General features: G+C 38.8%; 19 protein-coding genes and 1 riboswitch. Of the genes, 12 read left to right on the forward strand and 7 right to left on the reverse strand.

The window, feature by feature from the left end; genetic code table 11:
* The first annotated feature begins 42 nt into the window (after positions 1 to 42).
* Positions 43 to 165, forward strand: a riboswitch (TPP riboswitch).
* A gap of 68 nt (positions 166 to 233) precedes the next feature.
* Positions 234 to 2,396 carry a TonB-dependent receptor gene (locus LT090_RS11315; RefSeq protein ID WP_068547518.1) on the forward strand — a complete coding sequence of 721 codons (2,163 nt, stop codon included), beginning with the start codon at positions 234 to 236 and terminating at the stop codon, positions 2,394 to 2,396.
* Positions 2,397 to 2,451: 55 nt separating this feature from the next.
* Here the strand turns inward: LT090_RS11315 and LT090_RS11320 are convergent, their stop codons facing one another.
* The gene (locus LT090_RS11320) at positions 2,452 to 3,258 is read right to left on the reverse strand and encodes a 2OG-Fe(II) oxygenase family protein (protein WP_068547520.1); all 807 of its coding nucleotides are present in this window, start codon (positions 3,256 to 3,258) and stop codon (positions 2,452 to 2,454) included.
* Positions 3,259 to 3,321: 63 nt separating this feature from the next.
* On the opposite strand from LT090_RS11320, the gene pnuC reads away from it, so the two are divergent.
* Positions 3,322 to 3,912, forward strand: a complete 591-nt coding sequence (gene pnuC / locus LT090_RS11325) for a nicotinamide riboside transporter PnuC (protein ID WP_068547522.1) — start codon at positions 3,322 to 3,324, stop codon at positions 3,910 to 3,912.
* Positions 3,913 to 4,058: 146 nt separating this feature from the next.
* On the opposite strand, the gene aroC is transcribed toward pnuC, so the two are convergent.
* Positions 4,059 to 5,147 (reverse strand): chorismate synthase, encoded by a 1,089-nt coding sequence (aroC, locus tag LT090_RS11330; RefSeq protein ID WP_068547524.1) that lies wholly within the window; start codon positions 5,145 to 5,147, stop codon positions 4,059 to 4,061.
* A gap of 4 nt (positions 5,148 to 5,151) precedes the next feature.
* Complete coding sequence (gene prmB / locus LT090_RS11335) at positions 5,152 to 6,084, reverse strand: 50S ribosomal protein L3 N(5)-glutamine methyltransferase (protein ID WP_089153037.1); 933 nt, start codon at positions 6,082 to 6,084, stop codon at positions 5,152 to 5,154.
* A gap of 64 nt (positions 6,085 to 6,148) precedes the next feature.
* Here prmB and smrB point away from each other — a divergent pair, with 64 nt between their 5' ends.
* On the forward strand, positions 6,149 to 6,691 hold the full coding sequence (smrB, locus tag LT090_RS11340) for an endonuclease SmrB (protein ID WP_068547528.1): 543 nt from the start codon (positions 6,149 to 6,151) through the stop codon (positions 6,689 to 6,691).
* On the opposite strand, the gene sixA is transcribed toward smrB, so the two are convergent.
* On the reverse strand, positions 6,692 to 7,168 hold the full coding sequence (gene sixA, locus LT090_RS11345; RefSeq protein ID WP_068547530.1) for a phosphohistidine phosphatase SixA: 477 nt from the start codon (positions 7,166 to 7,168) through the stop codon (positions 6,692 to 6,694). It lies immediately after the preceding gene.
* 278 nt (positions 7,169 to 7,446) lie between these two features.
* Here sixA and LT090_RS11350 point away from each other — a divergent pair, with 278 nt between their 5' ends.
* The 3 genes from LT090_RS11350 (at position 7,447) to LT090_RS11360 (ending at position 15,503) form a co-directional block, all read left to right on the forward strand.
* The gene (locus LT090_RS11350; protein ID WP_082897253.1) at positions 7,447 to 10,212 is read left to right on the forward strand and encodes an insulinase family protein; all 2,766 of its coding nucleotides are present in this window, start codon (positions 7,447 to 7,449) and stop codon (positions 10,210 to 10,212) included.
* A gap of 210 nt (positions 10,213 to 10,422) precedes the next feature.
* Positions 10,423 to 14,904 (forward strand): EAL domain-containing protein, encoded by a 4,482-nt coding sequence (locus LT090_RS11355; protein WP_082897250.1) that lies wholly within the window; start codon positions 10,423 to 10,425, stop codon positions 14,902 to 14,904.
* 182 nt (positions 14,905 to 15,086) lie between these two features.
* Positions 15,087 to 15,503: a hypothetical protein gene (locus tag LT090_RS11360; RefSeq protein WP_070795968.1), complete on the forward strand. Its 417-nt coding sequence runs from the start codon at positions 15,087 to 15,089 to the stop codon at positions 15,501 to 15,503.
* 299 nt (positions 15,504 to 15,802) lie between these two features.
* Here the strand turns inward: LT090_RS11360 and LT090_RS17030 are convergent, their stop codons facing one another.
* The 3 genes from LT090_RS17030 to fadI form a co-directional block, all read right to left on the reverse strand.
* Positions 15,803 to 16,000, reverse strand: coding sequence for a hypothetical protein (locus LT090_RS17030; protein WP_157726664.1), 198 nt, complete (start codon positions 15,998 to 16,000; stop codon positions 15,803 to 15,805).
* A 180-nt stretch (positions 16,001 to 16,180) separates the two neighbouring features.
* Positions 16,181 to 18,316 (reverse strand): fatty acid oxidation complex subunit alpha FadJ, encoded by a 2,136-nt coding sequence (fadJ, locus tag LT090_RS11370; RefSeq protein ID WP_415918831.1) that lies wholly within the window; start codon positions 18,314 to 18,316, stop codon positions 16,181 to 16,183.
* A 10-nt stretch (positions 18,317 to 18,326) separates the two neighbouring features.
* Positions 18,327 to 19,637: an acetyl-CoA C-acyltransferase FadI gene (gene fadI, locus LT090_RS11375; protein WP_068547884.1), complete on the reverse strand. Its 1,311-nt coding sequence runs from the start codon at positions 19,635 to 19,637 to the stop codon at positions 18,327 to 18,329.
* Between the two features lie 243 nt (positions 19,638 to 19,880).
* Between fadI and LT090_RS11380 the strand changes: the two genes are divergently transcribed.
* From LT090_RS11380 to LT090_RS11405, 6 genes are read left to right on the forward strand one after another with little or no spacing between them, the layout of a single operon-like run.
* A complete protein-coding gene (locus LT090_RS11380; RefSeq protein WP_068547883.1) occupies positions 19,881 to 20,837 on the forward strand; it encodes an AAA family ATPase in 957 nt (318 codons plus the stop codon).
* A gap of 6 nt (positions 20,838 to 20,843) precedes the next feature.
* The gene (locus LT090_RS11385) at positions 20,844 to 21,851 is read left to right on the forward strand and encodes a DUF58 domain-containing protein (RefSeq protein ID WP_193408702.1); all 1,008 of its coding nucleotides are present in this window, start codon (positions 20,844 to 20,846) and stop codon (positions 21,849 to 21,851) included.
* Positions 21,839 to 22,321, forward strand: coding sequence for a DUF4381 domain-containing protein (locus LT090_RS11390; protein WP_068547882.1), 483 nt, complete (start codon positions 21,839 to 21,841; stop codon positions 22,319 to 22,321). Before LT090_RS11385 ends, LT090_RS11390 begins: the two co-directional genes overlap by 13 nt.
* On the forward strand, positions 22,314 to 23,393 hold the full coding sequence (locus tag LT090_RS11395; protein ID WP_068547881.1) for a vWA domain-containing protein: 1,080 nt from the start codon (positions 22,314 to 22,316) through the stop codon (positions 23,391 to 23,393). The genes LT090_RS11390 and LT090_RS11395 overlap by 8 nt, the downstream gene beginning before the upstream one ends.
* The gene (locus LT090_RS11400) at positions 23,386 to 25,305 is read left to right on the forward strand and encodes a vWA domain-containing protein (protein WP_162272307.1); all 1,920 of its coding nucleotides are present in this window, start codon (positions 23,386 to 23,388) and stop codon (positions 25,303 to 25,305) included. Before LT090_RS11395 ends, LT090_RS11400 begins: the two co-directional genes overlap by 8 nt.
* Complete coding sequence (locus LT090_RS11405; protein WP_068547879.1) at positions 25,299 to 26,933, forward strand: BatD family protein; 1,635 nt, start codon at positions 25,299 to 25,301, stop codon at positions 26,931 to 26,933. The genes LT090_RS11400 and LT090_RS11405 overlap by 7 nt, the downstream gene beginning before the upstream one ends.
* The last annotated feature ends 38 nt before the right edge of the window (positions 26,934 to 26,971 follow it).

Raw genomic sequence — 26,971 nt, forward strand, 5'->3', positions numbered from 1 at the left:
GTTAAAAAGTGTTTCATCTAGTATCAATTTGTGGTTAAATCCGTGTCGACCAAGGGGTGCACCGTATCGTTGCGACAACGTACGAGGCTGAGATGTTCAAATGAAGAACAAACCCTTAAACCTGATCCGGATAATGCCGGCGTAGGGATGGTGAAATACAAAACCTCTATCCGTATTTCTTTCCTAAGCTTGATCCGGATCTTTTTAATTGTTTAACAATAAAGAGATCCTTAATGAAAAATGCAATTACCACGATTTTACTCGCTTCATTCTCAATGGCGACAGTGGCAGCCGAAACTGAAAACCAAACTGAAACTACAACTGACACAGAAAGTGTTGAGCGTATTGTTGTTACCGCTGATTTTCGCGAAAGCGACTTGTCAGAGACAGCAGGTTCAATAAGTGTATATTCTGCACAACGCGCCGAAGAAAGAGGCGCACAACATCTACAAGATATTCTAAGCGCAATACCAAATGTAAACTTCGCATCAGGCGCATCTCGCAGCCGATTTTTGCAGGTTCGCGGCATTGGTGACCTAGAGCAATATGCTGAGCCTAAATACTACCCTTCTGTTGGTATCATGCTAGATGATATTGAACTTGGTGATGCAGCTAATGCGGGTATGTTATTTGATACCCAGCAAGTAGAAGTATTACGTGGCCCTCAAGGCACTCGTTTCGGCTCTAGTGCGTTTGCCGGTATGGTGAAAGTTAAATCAAACCCAGCAAGTGAAGAGTTTGAAGGCAAGGTTTCGACCGGCTTTGGTAATTATGGCAGTTATAACGGCGGATTAGTGCTAAGCAGTGGATTAACAGAGTCTTTACGTGCAAGAGTTGCGGTGCAAAGCAACCAGAGCGACGGTTTTTATGAGAATAAACACCTAGATAAAGATGACACTGCAAATATCGATGAAACCACAGCTCGTTTAAAGCTCGAATGGGACGCTAGCGAAAACCTACAAATTGATTTTAACCTTTTATCTTTTGTTGCTGAAAATGGTATCGATTATTGGTCATTAGATAATGATCGCAATACATATTCAGACAATCCAGGTATGGATGATCAAGATACCATAGCAATATCGGTTAAAGCGGATTGGCAAATAAATGATGAAAATCAATTGATTGCTATCGTTAACAGCGTCAACTCTGATCTAGATTATAGCTATGACGCCGATTGGATAAGCGCAGAATACTGTACTGAATTATATGTCTGTGATGGACCGTGGAGTGGCACTGAAGCTTTCTTAAGAGAGCGTGAAAAGTCATCTATTGATTTACGCTTGGTAAACAGTAAGGCTACATTTGGCAAAGGCGATGGTCAGTTTGTATTCGGAATTTATGCCAGTGCACAAGAAGAAGACTTAAACTACCAATACGACTTTGGCTACATCGGTGAGTCTTTAAGTACTTATGAAACAGATCGTGTTGCCATTTACGGTGAATATGAATACGGTTTCACTGATAAGTTAAGTGCATCTGTAGGTGTGCGCCTAGAAAAGTTCGAAGACGATTTCGAAGACTCATATGGCTTCACTACCGATCATAGTGATGATTTAGTTAACGGCGAAATTGCCATGGAATACAAGCAAAGTGACGATACCTTGCTATACGGCGTAATTGCTTTTGCCGAAAAGCCAAGTGGAGTTAACGTTTCAGCCATTGCACAAGTTGCAATGGTAGCTCCGGAATTTCAGGAGTTAATGAGCGGCAGATTAACTTTTGATGTTGAGTCGTTAACAAGCACAGAGTTAGGCATTAAAGGCGATTATTTTGACAATCGTTTATCTACAAACTTTGCTCTTTTCCATTCGACTCGAGAAAATGCTCAATTAGAGAACTGGATGTATGATCCAAGCACTTACATTTGGATCGGGTATCTTGATTCATCATCTGATGTAACAAGCTACGGCGCAGAATTAGATCTTACTTTTTCGGCAACAGAGGATTTCATCTTAACCGCTTCTTTAGGATTACTCGAAACAGAAGTTGAAAGTATAGAAACATTTGACCAAGATCTTTACCAAATCATTGTAAAAACTGACCGAGAACAAGCGAAGTCACCAAACTATCAATACAGTATTGGCGCACTTTGGTATATCGCGGACAGTTTAAATGCTAGCGTATCTGTTGACGGCAAAGGTGACAGCTACTTTGGATATTATCACGATGGCAAACTAGACAGTACTCTGTCAGTAAACGCCAGCGTAGAATGGTCAACAGACAACTTAAGCATACGTTTATGGGGTCGTAATCTAACTGATGAAGATAATCAGGTGCATGGATTATACAGCGCGTCTGATCCACGTGTAGATTATGCCTACTGGAGCAATCAAACTTATGTCCAGCTAGGTGAGCCTAGAACCTACGGCATTAACGCTAGCTACGCATTTTAGTTGGCTAGTATTTACCAATGAGGCCAGTCTTTGGGAGCGAGTATAGTCCCAAAGACTAGTCCCATATACTTAAGTATTGCTGAAAATATTGTTCACTAGTGATAACCTCGCGACTATTTGATTCATTGGCAAAACGACTGATTTGAGTCTTTGGAAACGGCAAGGAAAACAGCGCAAACGAAGTACGTGCTAGGTTTCTATTTGAACTTAGTTGCACACGGTGATTTAAAGCCTTGTATTCTCCTTTGGTGAACCACTCGGTTAAATGCCCTAAAAAAGCAACACACTTGTTCGTTGCCGGCAATGAATGCCAATCACCATTAAGATCTTGATATTGAAAGTCCTTATCAAAACCAAATGGAAAAACGGTGATTAACGATACATCAGGATGTTCTGATAGCCGGGTATTATCTTCACCATATTGTTTAAGGTCATTAATCGCAGGATAAAAGTTTGCTGACATCATATGCCCAAAACTTTGTTGGTATTGAGTTAATACATCAGTTAGTTTAAGTTGCGTTAAAATTGCGTGTTCAAATGCTTTAACTTGTTGCTTCATTAGCGGCCATTGAAGCTTTATAATCGATTGAAACTCATCAGGGTATCGTTCGATGTCATAAAAATCAGAAAATACGAATGAGTGCAACATGTCACTCGAGGCTTGATTTGAGCTGTTCTCTTGACCGTAATAAGAGTAACCATCAAATGCAAAGCCAAAATATTTTTGCAAGAATTGTTTTCGATAGCTAAACGGCTTTTCGACAAAATTTTGTAGTTGAGCAGCTAATTCAGAACTATCCATAATCGGCTGTTCAGAATAAAAAATTGGGCTACTCGCTGTATTAATAATATTAAGTTTCATTTGAATTAACGTTACTCTAAGTTTGAGTGTTAGTTTTAAAAAGAGTTGAAAATAGGATTAACCATGTCGATATCGACCATTTTAGAGATTTGCGCAACACTATCAAGTCTGATCTATATCATTTTATTAATCAAAGAAAACCGATTATGCTGGCCCTTTGGCATAGTAGGCTCAGCGCTAAGTATCTATTTGATGCTCAGTGTAAAGCTTTATTCAGAAGCAATATTATACAGCTACTATGTTGTCGTTGGCTTTTGGGGTTGGATGCGTTGGCATCAACTGGAAAGTCTACGCAATAATAAACAAGATAACCCTATAATCCATTGGACAATAGGAAAACATCTAAAAGCTATCTTTGTTTGTAGTCTAATGGCTATTGGCTTGGGCATGTTTTTTCAAACAACAACCGACGCCGAGCGCCCGATTATCGACGCCTTTACGACAATATTTTCTTTTTTAGCAACATATATGGAAGTGACAAAGGTATTGGCGACTTGGGTTTACTGGATTGTGCTCAACCTTGCAGCAATTTGGTTATACAAGGATCGTGAATTAGACATTTACGCCGCGCTTACCGGCGTATACGCGATACTATCAATATGGGGTTATATCCGCTGGAATAAGGCCTACCAATTACAGCAAGCCACCGTTTAAAGCTTACTTCCTAAAGCAGCTTCTGCACAAACTTAAAACTGTTTAGGGTTAAGTCGAATCGGTCACTATTTATTCGTTTTCAAATCAATAAGTAGGGTCAGATCATACTTATTTATCCAAAAAGTGTGATCTGACCCTACTTTTTTTTATTCGATGATTGGAGTTTTGCAGTGTGCGTCTTGGTTTTGTGCACTGTGACGCAGATAGTGGTCCATTAATGTAATTGCTAACATTGCTTCGGCAATTGGTACAGCACGGATACCAACACATGGATCGTGGCGACCACGAGTTATGATGTCTGTTGGTTCGCCATTTTCATCAATGGTTTTACCGCTGATGCCAATACTTGAGGTTGGCTTTAATGCGATATTAGCAACGATGTCTTGTCCTGATGAAATACCACCGAGAACACCACCTGCTGAATTAGAAAGGAAACCATCTGGCGTCATTTCGTCACGGTGTTCACTACCGCGTTGTCGGACAGACTCAAAACCATCTCCTATCTCAATACCTTTTACGGCATTAATACTCATTAAACTATGTGCTATTTCCGCATCTAAACGATCAAATATAGGCTCCCCTAAACCGACAGGAACGTTACTGGCAACGACTTTAACGGCAGCGCCTATTGAGTCTTTTTGACGTAATATGCCACGCAATAGTTCATCTAGTGAGTCTAGTTTAGATACATCTGGGAAAAAGAACGGGTTATTGCCAACTTCATCCCAGTCATAGTGCTCCGCCATTACATCACCAATTTGGCTGACACAGGCTTTGATTTCCATGCCAAATTTTTGCTTTAAAAATTTCTTCGCAATTGAACCTGCGGCAACGCGCATTGCGGTTTCACGTGCAGATGAACGACCGCCACCTCGATAGTCTCTAAAGCCATATTTTTGAGTGTAGGTGTAATCGGCATGACCTGGACGAAATGATTGAGCGATATTTCCGTAATCTTTAGAGCGTTGATCTTTGTTTTCGATGATCAAACCAATCGGTGTTCCGGTAGTTTTACCTTCAAACACGCCTGACATTATTTTTACGATGTCGTCTTCGCGACGTGCCGTGGTAAATCGAGAAGTCCCTGGTTTGCGTCGGTCTAAATCAATTTGTAGATCTTCTTCACAAATTTCAATACCTGGAGGGCAACCGTCAACAATCGCTCCTAATGCCAATCCGTGACTTTCGCCAAAAGTTGTAACTGTAAATAATTTTCCAATTGAATTGCCGGACATAGTACTACTTCACTCTTTCGTTAAATATTTTCTGATATGTATCTAATTCTGTTTTTGTAATATGGAAGACGCCAAATCCACCACGTTCAAAGTCAAGCCAGTTAAATTCTACTTCTGGATAAAGCGCATCGACGTGTATCATCGAATTGCCTACTTCACAGATCAATACACCATTTTCATTAAGGTGTTCACTGGCTTGCGCTAATATTTTTCTAACAATATCTAAGCCATCACTACCACAACCAAGCCCCATTTCTGGTTCATGGTGAAACTCCTCTGGCATATCGTCAATATCTTCACTATCAACATACGGAGGGTTAGTCACGATAAGATCATATTTTTGTTCAGTTAATCCTGAAAAAACGTCTGACTTGATTGGCATTACTCTATCATTTAATTCGTGATTATATATATTCAAATTCGCTACATCTAATGCATCTTCTGATAAATCTGCAGCATCTACTTCTGCATTTGGAAATTGGTAGCTACAAGCAATAGCAATACAACCACTACCCGTACATAAATCGAGAATGCGATTTGGTTCTTGTTCAATTAAGCCATGAAAACGATTATCAATTAATTCGCCAATTGGTGAACGAGGCACTAACACACGCTCATCGACGTAAAATGGTAAACCTTTAAAATATGCCAGGTTTGTTAAGTAAGCAGCTGGAATACGTTCGTCTATGCGACGTAAATAAATATCAATAAGTGCTTGTTTTTCGCTTTGTGTTAAACGTGTTTGCATGATTGAATCATCAAGATTACCAGGCAAATGCAGGGTAAATAAGGTTAAGCTAACCGCTTCATCCCAAGCGTTAGTTGTTCCGTGTCCGTAAAAAATATCCGCTTCGTTAAAGCGACTCATACCCCAACGCAGAAAATCAGCAATGGTTTTTAAATCGTTTGTCACTTCTTTAACATTTATTTCAAGCAAGTTTTTCTCCTTCACGGCTTTAAATTCTGTTTTATTTTAATCATTCGTACTTTAAACTTACAGAATGAAATTTAAAGATCTTCTTAACGACAACGAAAAAGACTTGTTTAAACAGGCGATAGGTAAAGTTAAACCTATTAAGCAAGACACAATACACCCGCAATCCCTTGCCAGCAAGCACAAAGTCAAACAACAAAAAGAAAAGAAAGAATTTGAAAAACAACAATTTTTCTTTTCTGATGAGTTTGAGCCCAATCTTGAAACAAACGGGCCGATGAAATACGTCCGTGAAGATGTGGATAGTTTCGAAGCTAAGCTGTTACGTCGCGGCGAATATGTGCCTGAACTTATTTTAGACTTACATGGTTTAAAACAACAAGAGTCAAAACAAGAAATTGCAGCACTAATTGCCGCCTGCCCTAAACAACACGTAAATTGTGTTTGTATTATTCATGGCATTGGCAATCGAATATTAAAAAATAAAGTACCACACTGGCTAGTCCAACACCCAGACGTAATGGCTTTCCATCAAGCACCGTTGGAACACGGTGGCGAAGGTGCATTACTTGTACTCATTGACTTAAAAGACGACTTTTTCTGTAAATAACTAACAAAAATCATCAGGGCTTACATGATGAGTGATATGCCCTGCCATCTTCTTGGTATCATAATCAATTTCTGCTATTGCTGCAGTTGAGAATAATGATGAGCTCTTTTCTACACTTAACTCTGCCAGCAGATAGCTTACTAATGGCATATGTGACACCAGCAAAATATTTTGATAGTGCTCAATCGCAATAATGGCATCAATGTAATCATGAACACGACTCGCATCGCCACTTGGCGTTAACAAATCTAGCTGTTGAAGAACCGGTTCAAAAGTCAGTTCCTCAATTACAGCTTTAGCCGTTTGCTCAGCTCGGACAAATGGGCTTGCAATCACAGCATCAATTTTAACATCTTTCGTATTAAGCCATTTCGCCATAACTTTGGCTTCTAAATAACCGAGTTCGCTGAGACAGCGTTTTGCATCTGTTGAATGCTCAATTGTGGCATCACCATGACGCATTATAAAAATTTTCATCTTTGTTTTATCTACCAAAGAGTTGTTACATTACGAATATTTTCTTAGTCAACTTAATCACTAAGCTTAAACCATAAATTTAAGCCTTCAATTAATACTTTCAAATTAGAGTAATGTAATTATTGCTCACGTTATATATATCTTAATGCATTTAAGCGTGTTATATAAACAATAGTTTAGAAAAAAGATGTTATCCTTTATATTATTGTTTATATAGAAAAAAATAATTGTGTAATTATCAAAATTACGGCGCCCAAATTGCAACTGTGGAGCAATGTTTGAAACAAAGTCCTAACGATTTAAAAGTATATCAACCGTTAACCTTAAATAATGGTTTGCGTGTATTACTTGTGGAAAATCAGGAATCAAATCGTTCAGCGGCTTCGCTTGCTGTTAATGCGGGGCATTTTGATGATCCGAAAGATCGCCAAGGATTAGCTCATTTTTTAGAACACATGCTTTTTTTAGGTACAAAAAAGTACCCTGAAAGTGGTGAATACCAGCAGTTTTTATCAAAACACAGTGGCTCAAATAATGCCTGGACAGGCACCGAACATACCTGTTTCTTTTTTGATATCAATCGAGAGCACTTTGAAACAGCACTAGATAGATTTAGCCAGTTCTTTATTGCTCCTTTGTTGTCTCAGGAATTTATCGAAAAAGAGCGTCAAAATATCGACGCCGAATTTAAGATGAAACTTAAAGATGACATGCGCCGAATTTATGACGTTCATAAAGAAAGCGTAAATCCTGATCATCCATTTAGTAAATTCTCAGTAGGTTCAATTGATACTCTTGCCGATCGCGATGACGCTTGTTTAAAAGATGAAGTCGAAAACTTCTTTGATAAGTTCTACCGAGCAGAATTAATGACCCTTGTTTTGGAAGGGCCACAAAGCATCGAAGAGTTAACAGCGTTGGCGACGTCTAAATTCTCTGAGATTAAGTCATTAACTCAGCCAAAACAAAAAATTAGTGAACCGCTCTATCTGAGTGACAATTTAGCAAAACGTATTCATATCAAACCAGAAAAGAATGATCGTAAATTAATCATTAGTTTTCCTATGCCAGGTATTGATGAAACCTACCCGTATAAACCGATTAGCTATTTAGGTTATTTGCTTGGTCATGAAGGAACCGGCAGTGTCCTAGCCTATTTAAAAAATAAACAATGGGCTTTATCTCTGACTGCTGGCGGCGGTATCAATGGCTCTAATTTTAAAGACTTTAATATCAGTATTCGTTTAACCGAAGATGGCGAGCATCACATCGAGGACATAGTTTCTTTAGTCTTTGCTTATATCGGCATGATTAAAAAGGCTGGTGTAAATGAAACATACTTTGAAGAAAAGAAAGCCATTTCAGAGTTCTCTTTTCAATATCAAGAAAAATTAAAACCAATAGACTCGGTGAATCAGCTAGTAATCAACATGCAGCACTATCCAGAGCAGGATTATATGTTTGGTGATTACGTGATGGAGTCTCTTAATGAAGACTTAATTCATCAATTTCTTAATTATTTAAATGCCGATAATATTCGCCTTGTTTGTATTAATCAAAACCTCGAAACCGATAAGGTCAGTCACTGGTACAAAGTACCTTATAAGATTGAGCCTATTAGTGAAGAGTTAATTAAACACTGGCATAGTGATATTACCTATGATGAGCTATCGCTTCCTGAGGCAAACCCTTACATAGTTGCTAAACCGACATTGGTGCCGCCAAAGAAAGAAAAAACAACACCCAAGCTAATAAAACAAAAGCCAGGCTTAAAAATATGGTTTAAACAGGACAGCTCTTTCTTCGTTCCCAAAGGTCAAATATTTATTGGGATCGATTCAACTGTTTCGGTTCAAAGCAAAGCAAATATCGCCATGACCAGGTTGTTTGTCGAGCTTTTTAGCGACTCCGTATTAGAACAAAACTACCATGCAGAACTCGCCGGCATTCATTATCATTTATATCCGCATCAAGGTGGCATGACGTTACAATTATCTGGAATTAATGAAAAACAACCACTGTTACTTGAAAGCCTGTTGCAGAGCATTAAAGATCATTCATTAGCACCAGAGCGCTTTTCATTATTTAAAAAGCAGCTCATCACGACTTGGACTAACGCTGAAAAAAGTAAGTCTATCTCACAATTGTTCGCTAAGCTCAGCGCGTTAATGAAACCATTTAGCCCAAGTGGCAAAGATCTAGCGAATGCATTACAAGATGTCAGTTATGAAATGTTCAGTGAATTTTGTAATGCTTACTTTGATAAGCTGTGTATTGAAGTATTTATATATGGCAATTGGTTAGAGCCGCAAGCAGATTCAATTGCAGATCTGATTGATACACAAATGAGCGGTCATTTAGATGAAAATGCAGGGGTTACTTGTGAGGTGGTGGATTATCAAAATCAAGGTTCAAGTTTATTACCGCAAATACTAGAAGAACATGACTACGCCAGTGTCATATACTTCCCAATGGCTAAAAATGATGAAAAAACAATGGCTCTCACCATGATAACTAGCCATTTAATGTCACCGTTATTCTTTCAGGATATGCGCACAGAACGTCAATTTGGCTACTTAGTTGGTGTTGGTTATGTGCCAATGAATCGCTTTCCTGGTATTGCATTTTACATTCAGTCGCCACAAACTTCTGCCGACACATTATTTGCAGCGATGGAACAATTTATTGAAGATTTTGATAGCTCTATTGGCGCCGAACAATGGCAGCATTTACAGCAAGGGCTTATTGGACAACTACAAGAAAAAGACACTAGTCCAAGGGTGAAAAGCCAACGCTATTGGATGAATATCTGTAATAAAGATTATGGGTTTAATCAAAAAGAAAAACTTATTGCAGCTGTACAGTCTGTTACTTTGGCAGATATCGATGATTTTATTAAACAAAACTTAGCAAACAGTAATACTCCAGATAAGATTTGTTTAGCGTCAGTCAAACATGGTGATGAGTTAAGTTACTTAAGTGAAAACCACACTATAATCAACGATATTGATCGTTTTCATCAAGAACTTCCACACAAATCATAGCACTTCAATAACGACACTAATATTAACCTTATATTCACCTTTCATAATCCACACATTTGCATTAATATGAATGTATATTGATAATAAAAAAACCGCTAGTTACGCGGTATACGAAAAGTAAAATGCCCACACTGGGCTAAAACAAGGCCGTTAAAGCTCAAAGTGTTTAACCTAATCAACAAAAAGACCGGGGAATACCCGAGTAAATTCATGGTGTACCTCAGCGCTATGTTGCTTTTTGTCGTTTCTTTTTCGTCATTGGCATCAATTGATAACTTCGCAGCACTTAAATTTAAACAATATACGATCAAAGAAGGTTTATCTCAAAGTTCGGTTTATTCAATAACACAAGATCAAAACGGTTACATTTGGTTGGCGACGGCAGACGGGTTAAATAGATTTGATGGCTACAAAATAAAGCAATATCGAAACGTTAATTCTAATAAAAACTCCCTACAAAATAACGTAATAAGAGTTGTCTACGTAGATAGTATGAATAATTTATGGGTAGGCACTCAAAAAGGTCTAAGTTTATATAATCGTGAGCAAGATAGTTTTACAAATATTTTTGAAAAATTACAAAACAAGGCTATCTGGACTGTTTATGAAGACAAAAATAGAAATGTATTCATATCAACAACAGATGAGCTATACAAATACGACCTTAAGACAGAGCAATTAGCGAAAATTAACTTAAGAGTGCATTCCGACTCGATCAAAGAAATCAAAACTATATTTCAAGATGAAAAGGACAATTATTGGTTAGGAACTTTTGATTCCGGCCTTTATATTTTGAGTAAGAATCTTGATTATGTTTACCAGATAGACGGTAAAAACAAATGGCATTTAGATATAGACGCCCAAGGCATTTATGAAATCAAAGTTGTTGATAATGAATATTGGGTTGCTTCGAGTAATGGTGTTTATATAATTGACAAAAATTATCAATATAGAAATCAGCTCCTCCCTATAGATATAGATACTCACCCTGATGCAAAATATGTTCGTTCAATATCCAAAATCAGTCCTTACGAAATTATCGCAGGTACAGAAAGTGGTCTATATACTATTGATTTGAGAACTAATCAATTTAAAAGGAAAGACTTAGTAAAAATTGATTCATCTCCTTTAAAAATAGAATATGTTTATACAACGTTTCAAGATAATTCGGGAACTACTTGGGTAGGTTCAAAGTTAAATGGAGCTAATAAATACAACCCTAACTATTCACTTTTTCCACATTATTTGGCCAGTTTAGGTTTATCCAAAAGAACTGTAGCTTCCTTTGCTGAGACTAGTAATGGAACGATCTGGATTTATACGGAATTTTATGGCCTTTACTACATTGAGCAAGACTCAGATGAAATCGTTGCGTTTGATTTAGACAAGCAACGTGACATTTTAACTATTCACCCCGACGGCAATAATAACTTATGGCTAGTTACCAAAGACAATGAAGTATTATTTTTAGACATTAATACGAAAAAAGTTGAGCTTCAAGAGGCTGTATCTAAGTTTAAACGAGGTTCATACGAAAAATTTGATTATGTATTTTTAAATAATGAAATTTGGTTTGGGTCACAAAGCTCTAAATTATATCGATACTCTCCAGCTACTAAAGAAGTAAAATATTACCAAATATCTGATGGGTTACTGAAAAGAAATTTATTCGCACTTTCAATTTCTGAAAGTAATCAAATATGGGTCCAAAGCAATTTAGGTGAGTTATATTTATTTAACCCTGATTATGAGGAGTTCATTCAATATCATCTACCAAAAAATGACTTAATTAAGAGTTTTTCAATTATAGATATTGAAGAGTACCAAGATTATTTATGGATAGCATTCTCAACAAAAGGCATATTACTTTACGATAGTAAATATGTACAATTTAGCACGTTCGATAGCACAAATGGTCTACCAAACGAATCTATCACACGTATGTTAGTTGATAATGAAGGAAACGCTTGGGCTAGTTCAAATAATGGTATAAGTAAAATATCTCCCTCGTCAAAGCAGATAGTAAACTTCAGTAGCAGGCATGGGTTACAGTCCAATGAGTTTTGGGCTCTTTCGGGGTTAAAAGCTAAAGATGGAAAAATGTTTTTCGGTGGACTAAACGGATTTAATAGTTTTTATCCCGAAGATATTAAATTTAATGAAATCGAAATATCAAAGCCGATAAATCAAAAGCTTCTTATTGCAAATAAAGAAATAGAAATATCAAATAAAAAGGACTCTATTCTTAATTCTCATATTTCACAGATTTCGGAAGTCACTTTAAAGCATAATCAATTTCCTTTTACTATAGAATTCGTTTCACCGAATTCAAGTATCCCCGAGGAAATAACATATCGATACAAATTAGAGGGAATAGACCAAGATTGGATTGAATCAAATCACTTAAATAAAAGAGCTACATATACAAATATTCCTGCAGGTTCATATAAATTTATTGTAGAAGCTTATAACTCTAGTAACAATTCTAGAAAAGTTTCGGCCAAACCATTTTTCATAAATATATTGCCTCCTTGGTGGTTAACCAAAACGGCTTGGTTTGTATACTTTTTGATAGCTTGTGGAATAGTCCGCTACTTTATACTGCAAGCAAAAGTAAAAGAACGTTCTAATGAAAAAGTTAAAGAATCAGAAGAAAGATTGAAGTTAGCGCTTTGGGGTTCAGGCGATGAAATGTGGGATTGGAATTTAAAAACCAATAAAATGTTTCGCTCAAACATATGGGGCATTTTAAACTTTCCGAATCCAGGCGATGAAAATAGTGATACCACCAATATTCATCCTCAAGACAAACAACGCGTAAGAGACTTACTAGAAGAACATAAAGCAGGACATTCTGAGCACTATGAAGCGGCCTATCGAGTAAGAGATTACGACGAAAAATGGATATGGGTTTTAGATCGCGGTAAAGTCGTAGAAAGAGATTCAGATGACAGTCCTGTTCGTATGACAGGTACATTAAAAGACATTAGCCAAATTAAACAAACTGAAGAAAACCTTAAACTTTTTGCCAAGTGTATCGAAAACATTTCTGATGCGGTTGTTGTATATGATAGTTCTTTTAATGTCGTTGATTGCAATCTTTCGTTTGAAAGAATTACTGGCAATAGTAAAAACGATTCTTTAGGTAAGCCTTTAGAATTTAAGTCCTATCCAGAAAGCTTTTTACAAAATGTAAAGAAAACGCTTGAGAACATGGGAACGTGGCAAGGTGAAATTGAAAGTAAAAGAAATGATGGTGAATCTTACCTTATTGATATCACAATAGATATTATTCGCGATGAAAACGACAAGATCTCACATTTTGTTGGTGTATTTTCAGATATTACACAAAAGAAAAAGACCGAAGCGGAATTACAAAAGCTTGCAAACTCAGATACATTAACAGGGTTACCAAACCGATCATTTTTCCAATCTGATCATACCGAATACGTAAAATTAGAAAACGAACATGCTTTATTAGTGTTTGACCTAGATAACTTTAAGAAGATCAATGATTCACTTGGCCATCAAGTTGGCGATGTATTGTTATGTAAGATCAGTGAGCGCATTGCAACCATTGGTGACATAAAAGACACTTGCTATAGACTAGGTGGCGACGAATTTGCCCTAGTTGTTGAAGGTAATAACGATATCCACCGCATCACTTCTGTGGCGGATGATATACTTTCGACCATTATTGAACCTTACCAAATTCAAAACCAAGATATCTCCCTTTCTTGTAGTATAGGTATCGCCCTTTACCCTGGTGACGGAGTTAATTCCCATGAGTTATTAAAGAATGCAGATACTGCTATGTATCATGCAAAAGGTTATGGCGGTAATAACTACCAATTCTTTAATGATTCAATGAACAAAGAAGTAGTTAAGCGTTTACAAATAGAAAACTTAATTAGGCATGGGTTAAAAGAAGATTTATTTACAGTTTTTTATCAACCTAAAATAGATGTAGCAACAGGCACTGTTTCAGGAATGGAAGCATTGGTTCGATTTGAAGCCGGTAACAAAGGTATTATTCGTCCAGATATATTCATACCGGTTGCCGAAGAAACAGGCCAAATAGTTGAAATAGGTGAAGTCGTACTTCGTAAAGCCTGTTTAGCAACCAAAGCTTGGATTGATAACGGCATGTTTAATGGTCGAGTTGCCGTTAATTTATCAGCAGTGCAATTTAGTCAATATAACCTGGTAAGAATGATAAGCAATGTTCTTGATGATACAGGCTTGAAAGCTGAGCACCTTGAATTAGAAATAACTGAAGGTACGGTTATGAATTCTCCAAAAGAAGCTATTGCAACAATGCAGCAAATTCGAAATTTGGGTATTCACTTAGCGTTAGATGATTTTGGTACAGGTTATTCTTCATTAGCTTATTTAAAACAATTCCCTTTGAATACGTTAAAAGTGGATAAAGCATTTGTTGATGACATTGAAACGTCAGAGCAAGGTCGAAACATGGTAGCGACTATTGTTACGATCGCACATAATTTAAACATGGGTGTAGTCGCTGAAGGTGTTGAAACTGAATCACAATTGCAGTACTTAAAAGATATTGATTGTGAACAAATGCAGGGTTATTTGTACTCTAAACCATTATCAGAGCCTGATTTTGGTCGTTATTTGTTATCGCATATCATTACTAAAAAATCGACTCACTATAATAAGGATGATTAAAACTGTAAATTAAAACCACGATGTTGCAACATAAAGACTCCACCTGTTTAAAAACTTTTCATTTAAAAACCAGCACAAAAAAACATAAAACACACATTTATTTAACTTTATTTTAAACTTGGCACGATTATCGCAAGTATATTCCTGAATTATTAATATTTAATAAAAATAAAGGAAGTACAATGCTTAGTTCACTAATTTTTTCTGCCATTATGGCAACAACGACACCAGTCGAAAATAATACAGATATCACTTTAACAGGTGACAACCGTATCCGCATTCAGCCTGCTGGTGACAACCGTATCCGCATTCAGCCTGCTGGTGACAACCGTATCCGCATTCAGCCTGCTGGTGACAACCGTATCCGCATTCAGCCTGCTGGTGACAACCGTATCCGCATTCAGCCTGCTGGTGACAACCGTATCCGCATTCAGCCTGCTGGTGACAACCGTATTCGCATTCAGCCTGCTGGTGACAACCGTATTCGCATTCAGCCTGCTGGTGACAACCGTATTCGCATTCAGCCTGCTGGTGACAACCGTATTCGCATTCAGCCTGCTGGTGACAACCGTATTCGCATTCAACCTATTACTAAGTAGGAGATTATTATGTTAGCTATTATCAAAACAATGTTCACACCAAAAATGACTGCTAAACAAGTTGCAGACAGCGTAGAAATTTGTGAAATGTCAGCAAACAGCTGGTGGTCTTAAGCCTTTATAATAAAGGTCTAGAGGTGATTTATGATTAAAGTAATCAAAGCAATTTTTGTTGGTAAAACAACCACAAAAGTAAATGCAAAAGTAGAAATATGTGAAATGTCCGCCAGCAGTTGGTGGAGCTAATACCTTAAGTATTATTGGAACTAAGCAATCCTAAAAAAGCCTAGCTCATTGAGCTAGGCATTTAGCATGCTGTAGCCACGTCCAAAGCGCTTAAAGGTTTTCATACGCTTTTCCATACGAAACATAGGCCATACCAATGGTCCTAGCAAGAAACCAGCTGTAGCCCAACGTTTACGTCCCATGCCTGATTGAAAGGCCTGACAGTAAAAGAACACAGCGAATACAATAGAAATAAGGGCAATATACAACATAACCGTCTCATTGGATTTTAAAGACGCGCAGTATAGCAAATAGAATAAATACACTAAAGTGTTTTTCGACTATTTTTTGAACATTTTTGTTTTCCCTAACAAAAATAAAAAAGAGGCAACGAATTGCCCCTTTGTCATTGAAAGCGGCAATAACATTCCGCTTATTGTACATCCATTCAATTAATAACAAGTCTCATTATTTTCAGCCATTTTACAAAGTGCATCACATGGCGCGAAATGCTCTCCGTATTGCTGTTGATAGCCAGTTAGCCTATCAACAACAGTTTGCGCACCTAATGAATCTAAGTATCTAAATGGACCTCCTAAGAATGGCGGAAAGCCAATTCCGAAGATAGCGCCAATATCACCATCACGTGGATTACGAATAATCCCCTCGTCTAAACAGCGAACTGCTTCATTTACCATTAACAACACCGTGCGCTGAGCGATGTCTTCAGAACTTAAACGACCATTCGCTTGAATGTTTAATAATTGGTATACAGATTCATCGACAGCTTTGCCGTTAGCGCCCTTGCCTTTGTATAAGTAAAACCCTTTGTTGGTCTTCTTACCTTTACGGTTGTCCGCAATCAGTTTATTAAACGCCTCAGGGGCTTTGAATCGTTCGCCTAATTCAGCTTCAAGGATTGGGCTAATCTTAGCGCCGATATCAATCCCTACTTCATCAAGCAACTTAATTGGACCTACAGGGAATCCGAACTTAACCATACAGCTATCTATTTTATCAATTGGCTCACCGCTTAATAAAATGTTGGCCGCTTCATTAACATAGGGTGCCAATATGCGGTTTACATAAAAGCCCGCTTTGTCTTTAACAACAATAGGTGTTTTACCTTGACGCTTGGCAAACGCAACGGTAGTTGCAATAGTTTGATCCGATGTTTTGTCATGAGCGATAATTTCAGCCAGCGGCATTTTATCTACCGGCGAAAAGTAATGTAAACCAATCACGTTTTCAGGATGTTTTGCATTGGCTGCAATTTGATTAATTGGCAATGAAGACGTATTCGAGGCGAAAATCACACCTTGCTTACAGTTCTCCTCAATATCATTAACCATGCTTTGCTTTAACGAAAGATCTTCAAAAACAGCTTCAATCACCATATCAACGTCTGAAAAACCACTGTAGTCGAGAGTGCCTGTCACCATGTTCATTTGCTTTTGCATCTGTGTTTTCAGCATAAAGCGACGCTTAACTTTTTTGTTAAGCAAGTCAAAGCTGTATTTCAACGCATTTGATATACCTGTGTGATTAATATCTTTAATACGCACCGGTACTTTGGCGTTGTTTGATGATACATAAGCAATACCACCGCCCATTAGGCCACCACCTAGCACACCAATTCGGTCGACAGGTTCAGCATTTACGCCCTCAACACCAGACTCTTTTTTCATCTCAGTCGTTGCAAAGAAGATATTTCTTAATTGTGCTGATTCATTGGTTTGTACTAAATCACCAAAGTGTTTAGCTTCAACGGCCAAGCCTTTTGCAGTACCTTTTTCAAAGCCAGCACGAATACTGTCGATGATTTTTAATGGCGCAGGATAATTGCCTTTGGTTTTTCCCTTTACCGTCTTAGTGGCTTGATCAAATACCAGCTTTCTACCCCAAGGGTTAGATTGCAATGCTTTTTCAATGAAAGGCAATTTGGTTTTACGTTTTTTCTTACCTGAGAGAGCAAGCTTAGTTGCTGCTTCCAATAAAATTGACCGCGGTACTACATCATCAACTAAACCCGACTTTAATGCTTGTTTTGGTCTTAATTGTTTACCGGTTAACATCATGTCTAAAGATTTTTGTAAGCCAACAAGTTTCGGTAAACGCTGTGTGCCACCGCTACCAGGCAACAAGCCCAATTGAACTTCAGGTAAGCCTAACACTGTATTACCAGCATCGGATGCAACGCGCATATGACATGCCATGGCAAGCTCTAAACCGCCGCCTAAACAAGGTCCGTTGATTGCCGCTACAACCGGTATTTTAAGTTGTTCGATTTGATTAAAAATCATTTGTCCAGAACTTGCTATCTCAGCCGCCTGCTCCGCCGTTTCACATTTATCAAGCATGGTGATATCTGCACCGGCGACAAATGAATTACTTTTTCCGCTATAAACAACCAAACCTTTGATAGTGCTATCGGATTTGATCTCGTTTAATACGTTTGAGATCTCGTCAAGAAATTCCGCTTTAAGCACATTCATAGTTTCGCTAACCACATCAATTTTTAATTGTGCAATGCCACTATCTTGACGCTCTAGTGTAAAAGAAGATAATTGTTCCATATTTTCCATCATTAATACTCCGCTATTCCGTTTCTAGGATCATGGCAGCACCTAAACCACCAGCAGCACAGGCAGTCGTCAATCCGACACCGCCGCCGCGACGTTTAAGCTCATTTAGTGTTTGTGTGATCAATCGTGTTCCGGTAGCAGCAAATGGATGACCATAAGCAAGTGAACCACCCATGACATTAAATTTGTCCATATCGATATCACCGATCGCTTTATCTTGCCCTAGTTTTTCTTGAGCAAATTTAGTCGAACCGAACATTTTAACGTTGGCTAAGGTTTGCGCGGCAAATGCCTCATGCATTTCAACCAAATCTAGATCGGCCAAATTCATGCCAGCACGTTGCAATGCTAATGGTGTTGCATATGATGGCCCCATTAACATATCTTCCCACACGTCAATGGCAGTAAAAGCGTAAGAACGAATATAACCAAGAATGTTATAACCAAGCTCTTTTGCCCGCCCTTCTCGCATCATCAGTACTGCGGATGCGCCATCAGTTAGTGCTGTTGAGTTTGCTGCGGTCACTGTTCCATGTTTTCTATCAAACACAGGCCTTAAACGAGCATACCCACCGAGTTCAGAGTTAGTGCGAATACAGTTATCTTTGTCTACGATAGATTTATAAGGTTCACCGTGAGCGACCATTACTTCATCAGCTAACTTACCATCGGCCCAAGATTGGGTTGCTAAAGTATGAGATCGATGAGCCAACTCATCTTGAGCTTGGCGGGTAATGCCATGTGTTTTAGCCATCTGCTCAGCAGTTTGTCCCATTGACAGACCAGTAGAATATTCAGCAACGGCTGGAGGCTCAGGTAATAAGTCTTTAAATTTAAGTGCCGAGATTAATTTGGCCTTTTGGCCAAAGCTTCTGGCTTTCGATAAATCAAGTAAAGTTCGAGCAAGATTACGGCTCACACCAATTGGTGGTACAGACATTGAATCTGCGCCACCGGCAATGCCTACATCTATATTGCCTAACATAATTGATTCAGCAACATTTACGGTAGATTGAAAACTTGTCGCACAAGCTCTTGATACACTGTAAGCATCAGTACCTACATTCATTTGTGTACCAAGTACTATTTCGCGAGCGATATTTGGTGCTTTTGGCATTTGTACAACCTGTCCAAAAACTAATTGTTCGATGATCTTAGGGTCAACATCGTGTTTGGCGATCAGTTCATTTACCACCATCTTGCCTAAATCAAGCGCAGGGATACCATGAAAGTCTGTTGCCTGTTTAACAAAAGGGGTGCGAAGACCAGCGACAATAGCGATACGTTCGTTATTTCTTGTAGTGAGTTTTTGCATTGCTGCCATTTAAATTTCCTTTTATTTTTAAGCATTTAATTGCTTATTGGTATGCGGATATCACATACACCATTAGGGTAATATTTTTGTTAACATAACACAACTGGTAAGACCTGTTCAATTATTACTGAATATTTATATTTAAGCTGTTTAAAAGTCTTGAATTCGCATAACATGTTCCTTATATATTCTTTAATCCGTCTTTAATAAAAAGATAAGCATTAAATATTTATTGGGAAAATAATAATTATTATGGCAATCGAACAATTTTCTAAATTACAAGAACACCTAAGTGAACAAATCGTAGGTCAACATGCCTTAGTTGAAAATTTACTCATCGCATTATTAGCTGATGGTCATTTGATTGTAGAAGGTCCTCCGGGACTTGCAAAAACAAGAGCGGTAAATGCACTTGCTGATGGCATCGAAAGTGACTTCCATCGCATTCAATTTACTCCTGATTTATTACCTGCCGATTTAACCGGTACTGATATTTACCGACCAGAAGATGGAACCTTCGTTTTCCAACCGGGGCCGTTATTTCAAAACCTAGTATTAGCAGATGAAATAAACCGAGCGCCAGCGAAAGTGCAATCGGCTTTATTAGAAGCGATGGCTGAAGGTCAAGTAACGGTCGGTAAAACAACGTATCAGTTACCTGAATTGTTTTTAGTTATGGCGACGCAAAACCCGCTAGAGCAAGAAGGTACCTACCCGCTTCCTGAAGCTCAACTCGATCGCTTTTTAATGCATTTAGAAATTGATTATCCAGGTGCCGCTGCCGAATTAGACATTTTGCGCTTAAACCGCGGTGAAGCGTTAGGCGAGAAAAAACAGCCTTTAGCGAAAATATCTCAAGAAGACATTTTTACCGCGCGTAAAGAAGTACTAGAAATTTATCTTGCTCCGGTATTAGAACAGTACATCGTCGATTTAATTATGGCGACGCGTAATGGCGAAAAATACGATGAGCAATTAGGTCAATGGTTAGCTTATGGCGCCAGCCCTCGTGCAACGATTGCTCTTGATCGATGTGCTCGAGCAAGAGCTTGGTTAAATGGCCGAGATTTTGTCAGTCCAGAAGATATTCAAGCGGTATTCCATAACGTTTTACGTCATCGTTTATTATTGACCTATCAAGCAGAAGCTGAAGGTATTACCACTAATCAATTACTCGATCATTTATTATCATTAGTTGCTGTTGGTTAAATTTAAATGAGTATGTGGTGGAATAAACACCTTAACGTTGATACTAACGAAGGTGTACTTCAACAATTACAGTTGCTCCATAGCGATGGCATTAATCTGTCTATTGATGAGCTTTTGCATTATCAAAGCAAAGCGTCGCTACTAAATTTAGCACCTAAAAAAGCAGTTCAAGGCCATCTTTCTGGAAACTATCTGGCTAGAAGTAAAGGTCGTGGTATGGAGTTTGATGAAGTTCGTCACTATCAAACTGGCGATGATATCCGAGCCATAGATTGGCGCGTTACCGCTCGTACCGGAACAACTCATACTAAGTTATTTAAAGAAGAAGTTGAACGCCCAGTGCTGATTGCCACTGATTTAGGCCAATCAATGTTCTTCGGCTCTAAGTTGTTGTTTAAGTCGGTACAAGCCTGTCACATTGCTTCTCTTGTTGCCTGGCATGCAAAGAAGCGTGGCGATCGTATTGGTGGTTTAGTGTTTAATGAAATTGAACACCAAGAACTTAAACCGCGCTCACGTTTACATGGCGTATTACATTACTTACATGCATTGGAAGAATTGCACACCCAAGGTTTAGCTGACTGGCAACAAAACCAGCAAAGTGACGGTAGTTACTTTATCGAGAACTGTAATCGATTGCGCCAATTAGTGCGCCCTGGCTCTTTAGTTTATTTAATTACCGATGGTAATCATTTTACCGAAGAAGCATTATTACCGTTAACGCAATTATCAAGTCATTGTGAATTAGTTATTTGTCAGGTTTGGGACCCACTTGAAGTGGAATTGCCTGAAAGCCGTCATAAAACATCGGTGGCGATAACCGACGGTACAATGAAGCAACAACTGACTCTTGGTGATAAAAAAACAGCAGAGCGCTACCAACAAAAAGCGCAAATCATGAATCAATTTAAACAACAAATGTATCAAAAGGCTGGTGCTCGCTATATTAACTTTTCATCAGGTAGCAGCATCGAGCAGCAATTAAAATCGGGAGTTGAATCTTGGATCCGTTAGCGAATTTACAAGATATCCACTTGCCTGCAGAAGTCCATAGTTGGCCAATTGCGCCCGGTTGGTGGTTATTAGCTGCGATATTGATCGGCACGATCGTATTTGTGACGATCAAAATTAGAAAAAAAACGCGTCAGCTGTTAATTAAAAAACAAGCATTAAAACATTTAAGTGCTAATGAGCAATTAACAACGGAGCAATCTATAGAAATACTCAAGTGGACTTGCATGCACTACTTCAAACGTAATGAAGTGGCAAAGTTGCATGGCCATCACCTTATTGATTATTTAGCCAAAAAATTGCCTGAAGAGTTTCAATCACAATTCCACAGTTTAAGTGAAAATGCGATGTTGCAGCAATATCGTAAGTCGACACATCAGCTATACGCTGGTGAGTTTCAGCAGGCTGCGCAGTTGTGGGTAGAAAACGCAATGTTCTGGCCAAAAGAATCTAAGGCAGGTGAAAATGTTTAGTTTCGCATGGCCATGGCTATTTCTATTACTTCCATTACCGATAATGGTTTATTACTTTTCGCCGAAGAAAACCTCAGGTTCAGCAGCGTTAAAAGTACCGGTATTACTACCCGGTGTCTCCGGCAAAGCACTTGTTGCCAGTGAGCAAAAGCTTCCAGTGTGGTTTGCTGCCCTTGTTTGGGTATTGTTAGTTGTCGCCGTTTGTCGACCACAGTGGCTAGGCGAACCAATATCAATTCCGACAGAAGGTCGAGAAATGATGATTGCGGTCGATTTATCTGGCTCTATGCAAATGGAAGACATGTTATTAAATGGCAAACAGGTTGATCGACTGACCATGTTGAAGGAATTATTGGGTGATTTTATTGAGCGTCGTCAAGGCGACAGATTAGGCCTGATATTATTTGGTGACGATGCTTACATGCAAACGCCAATGACATACGATAGAAATACAGTGCAACAAATGCTCGATGAGTCGGTGATTGGCTTAGTCGGCCAAAAAACGGCTATTGGTGATGCGATGGCACTGGCGGTTAAACGCTTTGTCAGCAAAGAAGACTCAAACCGAGTATTAGTGCTATTAACTGACGGTCAAAATACATCCGGTAGAATTACCCCTGATCAGGCGTTAGAATTAGCCGTCGCCAAAGACGTCACCATTTATACCATAGGTATTGGCGCTGAAGTGATGATGGAACGGTCGTTATTTGGTAATCGTAAAGTAAACCCATCTCGAGATCTTGATGAACAAACATTAAGTAAAATTGCCAAACAAACAGGTGGTAATTACTTTAGAGCGAAAGATGGCGTGACCATGACGCGTATCTACCAAATGTTGGATCAATTGGAACCCGTTGAGCAAGACCAGCAACAAATGCGCCCTTTATCTGCGCTATTTTATTATCCTTTAGCTTTAGTTTTAATATTGATTTTCGGACAAATGATATACATGCAAATAGCCAGCAGCTTTATCGGCTCAAGTAGTAAGCAACCTGCCTCGCTAAAAGGCAAAGCTTCGAGTACTTCACGTTCAGCGTCAAAGCTTAATGTCAAAGGAGCCAATAATGGATGATTTTCATTTTATTCGCCCGCTTTGGTTAGTGGCAATTATTGGCCTAGTTTGGGCATTGTGGCAGCTACGTAAGTTAAGAATATCAAGCAGTGCTTGGCATCAAGTGATCCCAAAACATTTATCAACATTATTATTAAGCAGTGATGAAGATAAAAAGCCGGTGTCATTGATACCCGCCGCATTAATTGGCTTGCTAATGATCGTTGCTCTAGCGGGGCCGACATGGCAAAAAATTCCGCAGCCGGTATTTGATGTTGAACGAGGTTCAGTGTTGGTGATGGATATGTCGTTATCAATGTTAGCAACAGATATAAAGCCCGATCGTTTAACCATGGCGCGATACAAGGCGATGGATCTGGTCGAACGCATTGACGAAGGTGAAGTGGGTCTTGTCGCTTATGCGGGTGATGCGTTTACTATCAGTCCATTAACATCAGACATCAATAATATAAAGTTATTGCTACCGTCTTTATCGCCAATGATCATGCCAGAGTTAGGCTCTAATCCATATCCTGCTCTGATACTAGCGAATCAAATGCTGAATAATGCAGGTCATATTGAGGGCGATATCTATTGGATAACCGATGGTATTAGCCAAGATGAAATTAGCGATATCAATAACTTTGCTAGTGAACATAATCATCGTATCAACATTTTAGCGGTTGGTACTGCCGATGGCGCACCTATTACCTTATCAAACGGTGAATTGATGAAGGACAGAGGCGGCAACATCGTTATTCCTAAACTTGTTTCTGGTCGACTTGCGGGTATTAGCAGAACTTCTTCAGGCATTTTTAGTCTTATCAGTGCCGATGATAGCGACTTAGTCAATTTAAGTCAGTTACCGCAAGCAAAGGCTGCAGAAAAGCAAAGTATGGAAGAGAATATGGGCGATAGTTGGCACGAAGCTGGCCCATATCTATTGTTACTTGCCCTGCCGTTTTTACTAACTTATTTCCGTAGAGGTGTTTTATTTACTCCAGTATTGCTCGCCGGCATTTTGGCATTTTCGATGCAGGTACCAAATGCTCAAGCAAACATTATTGATGATTTATTTAAAACCCAAGATCAACAAGCTCAGCAAAAATTTAATGACGGCAATTACCAACAAGCTGCAGAACAATTTAAAAATCCGACTTGGCAGGCAAGTAGCTTGTATAAATCCGGTGATTATGAAGCGGCACTTGAGGCATATCAAAAACTTGAACTAAGTGAGCAAAACGTTGGCGTTGACGCGACCTATAATAAGGCGAATACATTAGCAAAGCTTCAGCAATTTGAACAAGCCATTAACGCTTATGAGCAAGTGTTAGAACAACAACCTCAGCACAACGATGCGCTAGCCAATAAAGCGATTGTCGAACAGTTGCTTGAACAACAGCAGCAACAAGAGCAACAGGATCAGGAACAAAACGATCAGCAGCAGGACGAACAAGACCAGCAAGATGATCAACAAGAACAGCAACAAGGTGATCAAGACCAATCGGAGCAGCAAGGTGATCAGCAAGATCAACAGAACTCTGATCAGCAAAGTGATTCCAATCAGCAAGATGAAAATAGTGAAAGCCAAGAAAATTCAGAAGCTGATCAGAATCCTGACGAGCAAGAGTCTGAACAACAAAGTAGAGACAATGAACAACAAAATGCTGAACAGGACGATTCCGAGCAGCAGCAAGACGCTGGTGCTCAGCAAGACAACTCTCAGCAAACCGATGAGCAAAGTGCTCAGCAACAACAATTAGGCATGACGGAAGAAGAAAAAGCGGCACAGGCAGAAGAAGAGCAAAAGTATCAGCAATTACTTCGCCAAGTAACCGATGACCCTCACTTATTATTAAAAAATAAAATGCTATTAGAGCAACGAAATCGCCGTCGTAATCGCAGCAGTATTGGAGTAAAAGAAAAATGGTAAAAAGCATGCAACTGAGCTTTTTAATTTTTTGTATATTAGCAAGTTTCTACGCAAGTGCATTAGAAACAGTAACGGCTACGGTCGACAGAAACCCAGCGGTTATCAATCAATCACTAGTATTGACTGTAGTAGCCGACGATTCAGTGTCAGCTGATGCGTTGGACTTAAGCAGCTTAGAAAAAGACTTTATTGTTGGTAACACCCAAGTCAGTAGCCAAACCAGTATGGTTAACTTTAACACCACAAGAATAACTAAGTGGACCACTGTGCTTATTCCTAAGCGCGTTGAACAACTGATTATTCCGGCATTGACAATTCAAGGCGTGAAAAGTCAGCCGATAGCAATGCAAATATTGGCGGAAAACGATAGTCGGGCAAAACAACAAACCCAGCTTATTAGCTTAGATGCAGAAGTTTCTGCCGATGAGGTCTATGTTCAACAACAATTCACCTTGAAAGTTAAATTGTTTATTTTGGCCGAATTACGTCGCGCTAATTTATCTGATCCAAAAATGACCGGCGCTGATATTCAAAAAATTGGTCAAGATGAAGAAAGCATTGAAGTGATCAATGGCAAACGCGTGCGTGTTATAGAGCGAAACTATAAAGTAAAACCGGAAACAAGCGGTAAGTTCACCTTGCATTCTCCGCACTTTAACGGCGAAGTGAGCCAAAGTAGTGGACGTCGCTCTTTGTTTTCAAGCATGGAACAAGGTAAGCCTATTACCGTTCGCGGTAAAGAAATAGCAATTAACGTAAAGCCTATTCCAGAAGGATTTACTGGAGAATGGTTGCCGAGTGAATTACTTACTGTTAACGAGCAAATGCCAGAAGGCGAAGAGTTTGAACTTGGTGAACCTATCACCAGAAAAATCATAATTACGGCTGCTGGACTAACTGCTGAGCAATTGCCAGAATTAGACTTTAATGCCCCTGATGGTCTTAAGATTTATCCTGATCAAGCCGAAGATGCTTCTACCATTAGAAACGGGACACTGTTTGGCCAAAAGAATCAAGACTTTGCCATTGTACCGATTAAGCCAGGCACTTATACATTACCTGAAGTGATTATTCCGTGGTGGAATACAAAGTTTGACCGCCTAGAACAAGCGGTAATTCCTGCCAAAACCATCACTATCACAGGTATCGCTGCGCAAACTCCGATTGTTAGCCAGCAATTACCAAGTGAACCTGTTATCGTGACTGAATATAATACGACATTACAATGGCTGTTTTTGACATTATGGTTACTAACATCTGCAAGCTGGTTTTATGTAGCCAAATTAAAAGGTCGAATTCATTTATCTAAAGACAGCTTTGTAAGCGAAGATAAACAAAGTTACTTAAAATTAATGGCTGCCTGTAAACAAAATGATGGTGAGCAAGTTATTGCCCTACTGCCTAAATGGGCCAATGATTTATTCGACAGTGAACACTTTGCTAATTTAGATCAACTACGAACTAAATTTAATGATGCTGAATTTAATTCTGCATTAGCCAAACTTCAAAAAAGCTATTACGCAAACGAGAAAAATCAGTGGCATGGTGACGATATGCTGAAGATAATTTCACGTATGCAAACAAGAGTGGTTCAACAGCAGCAAGTGGAAATAGCCTTAAATCCATAGCGACTAAGTTTGAACTATAATCTAAAATAACAGAATGC

This window comes from Thalassotalea crassostreae, from assembly GCF_001831495.1.
Taxonomy (GTDB): Bacteria; Pseudomonadota; Gammaproteobacteria; order Enterobacterales; family Alteromonadaceae; genus Thalassotalea_A; species Thalassotalea_A crassostreae.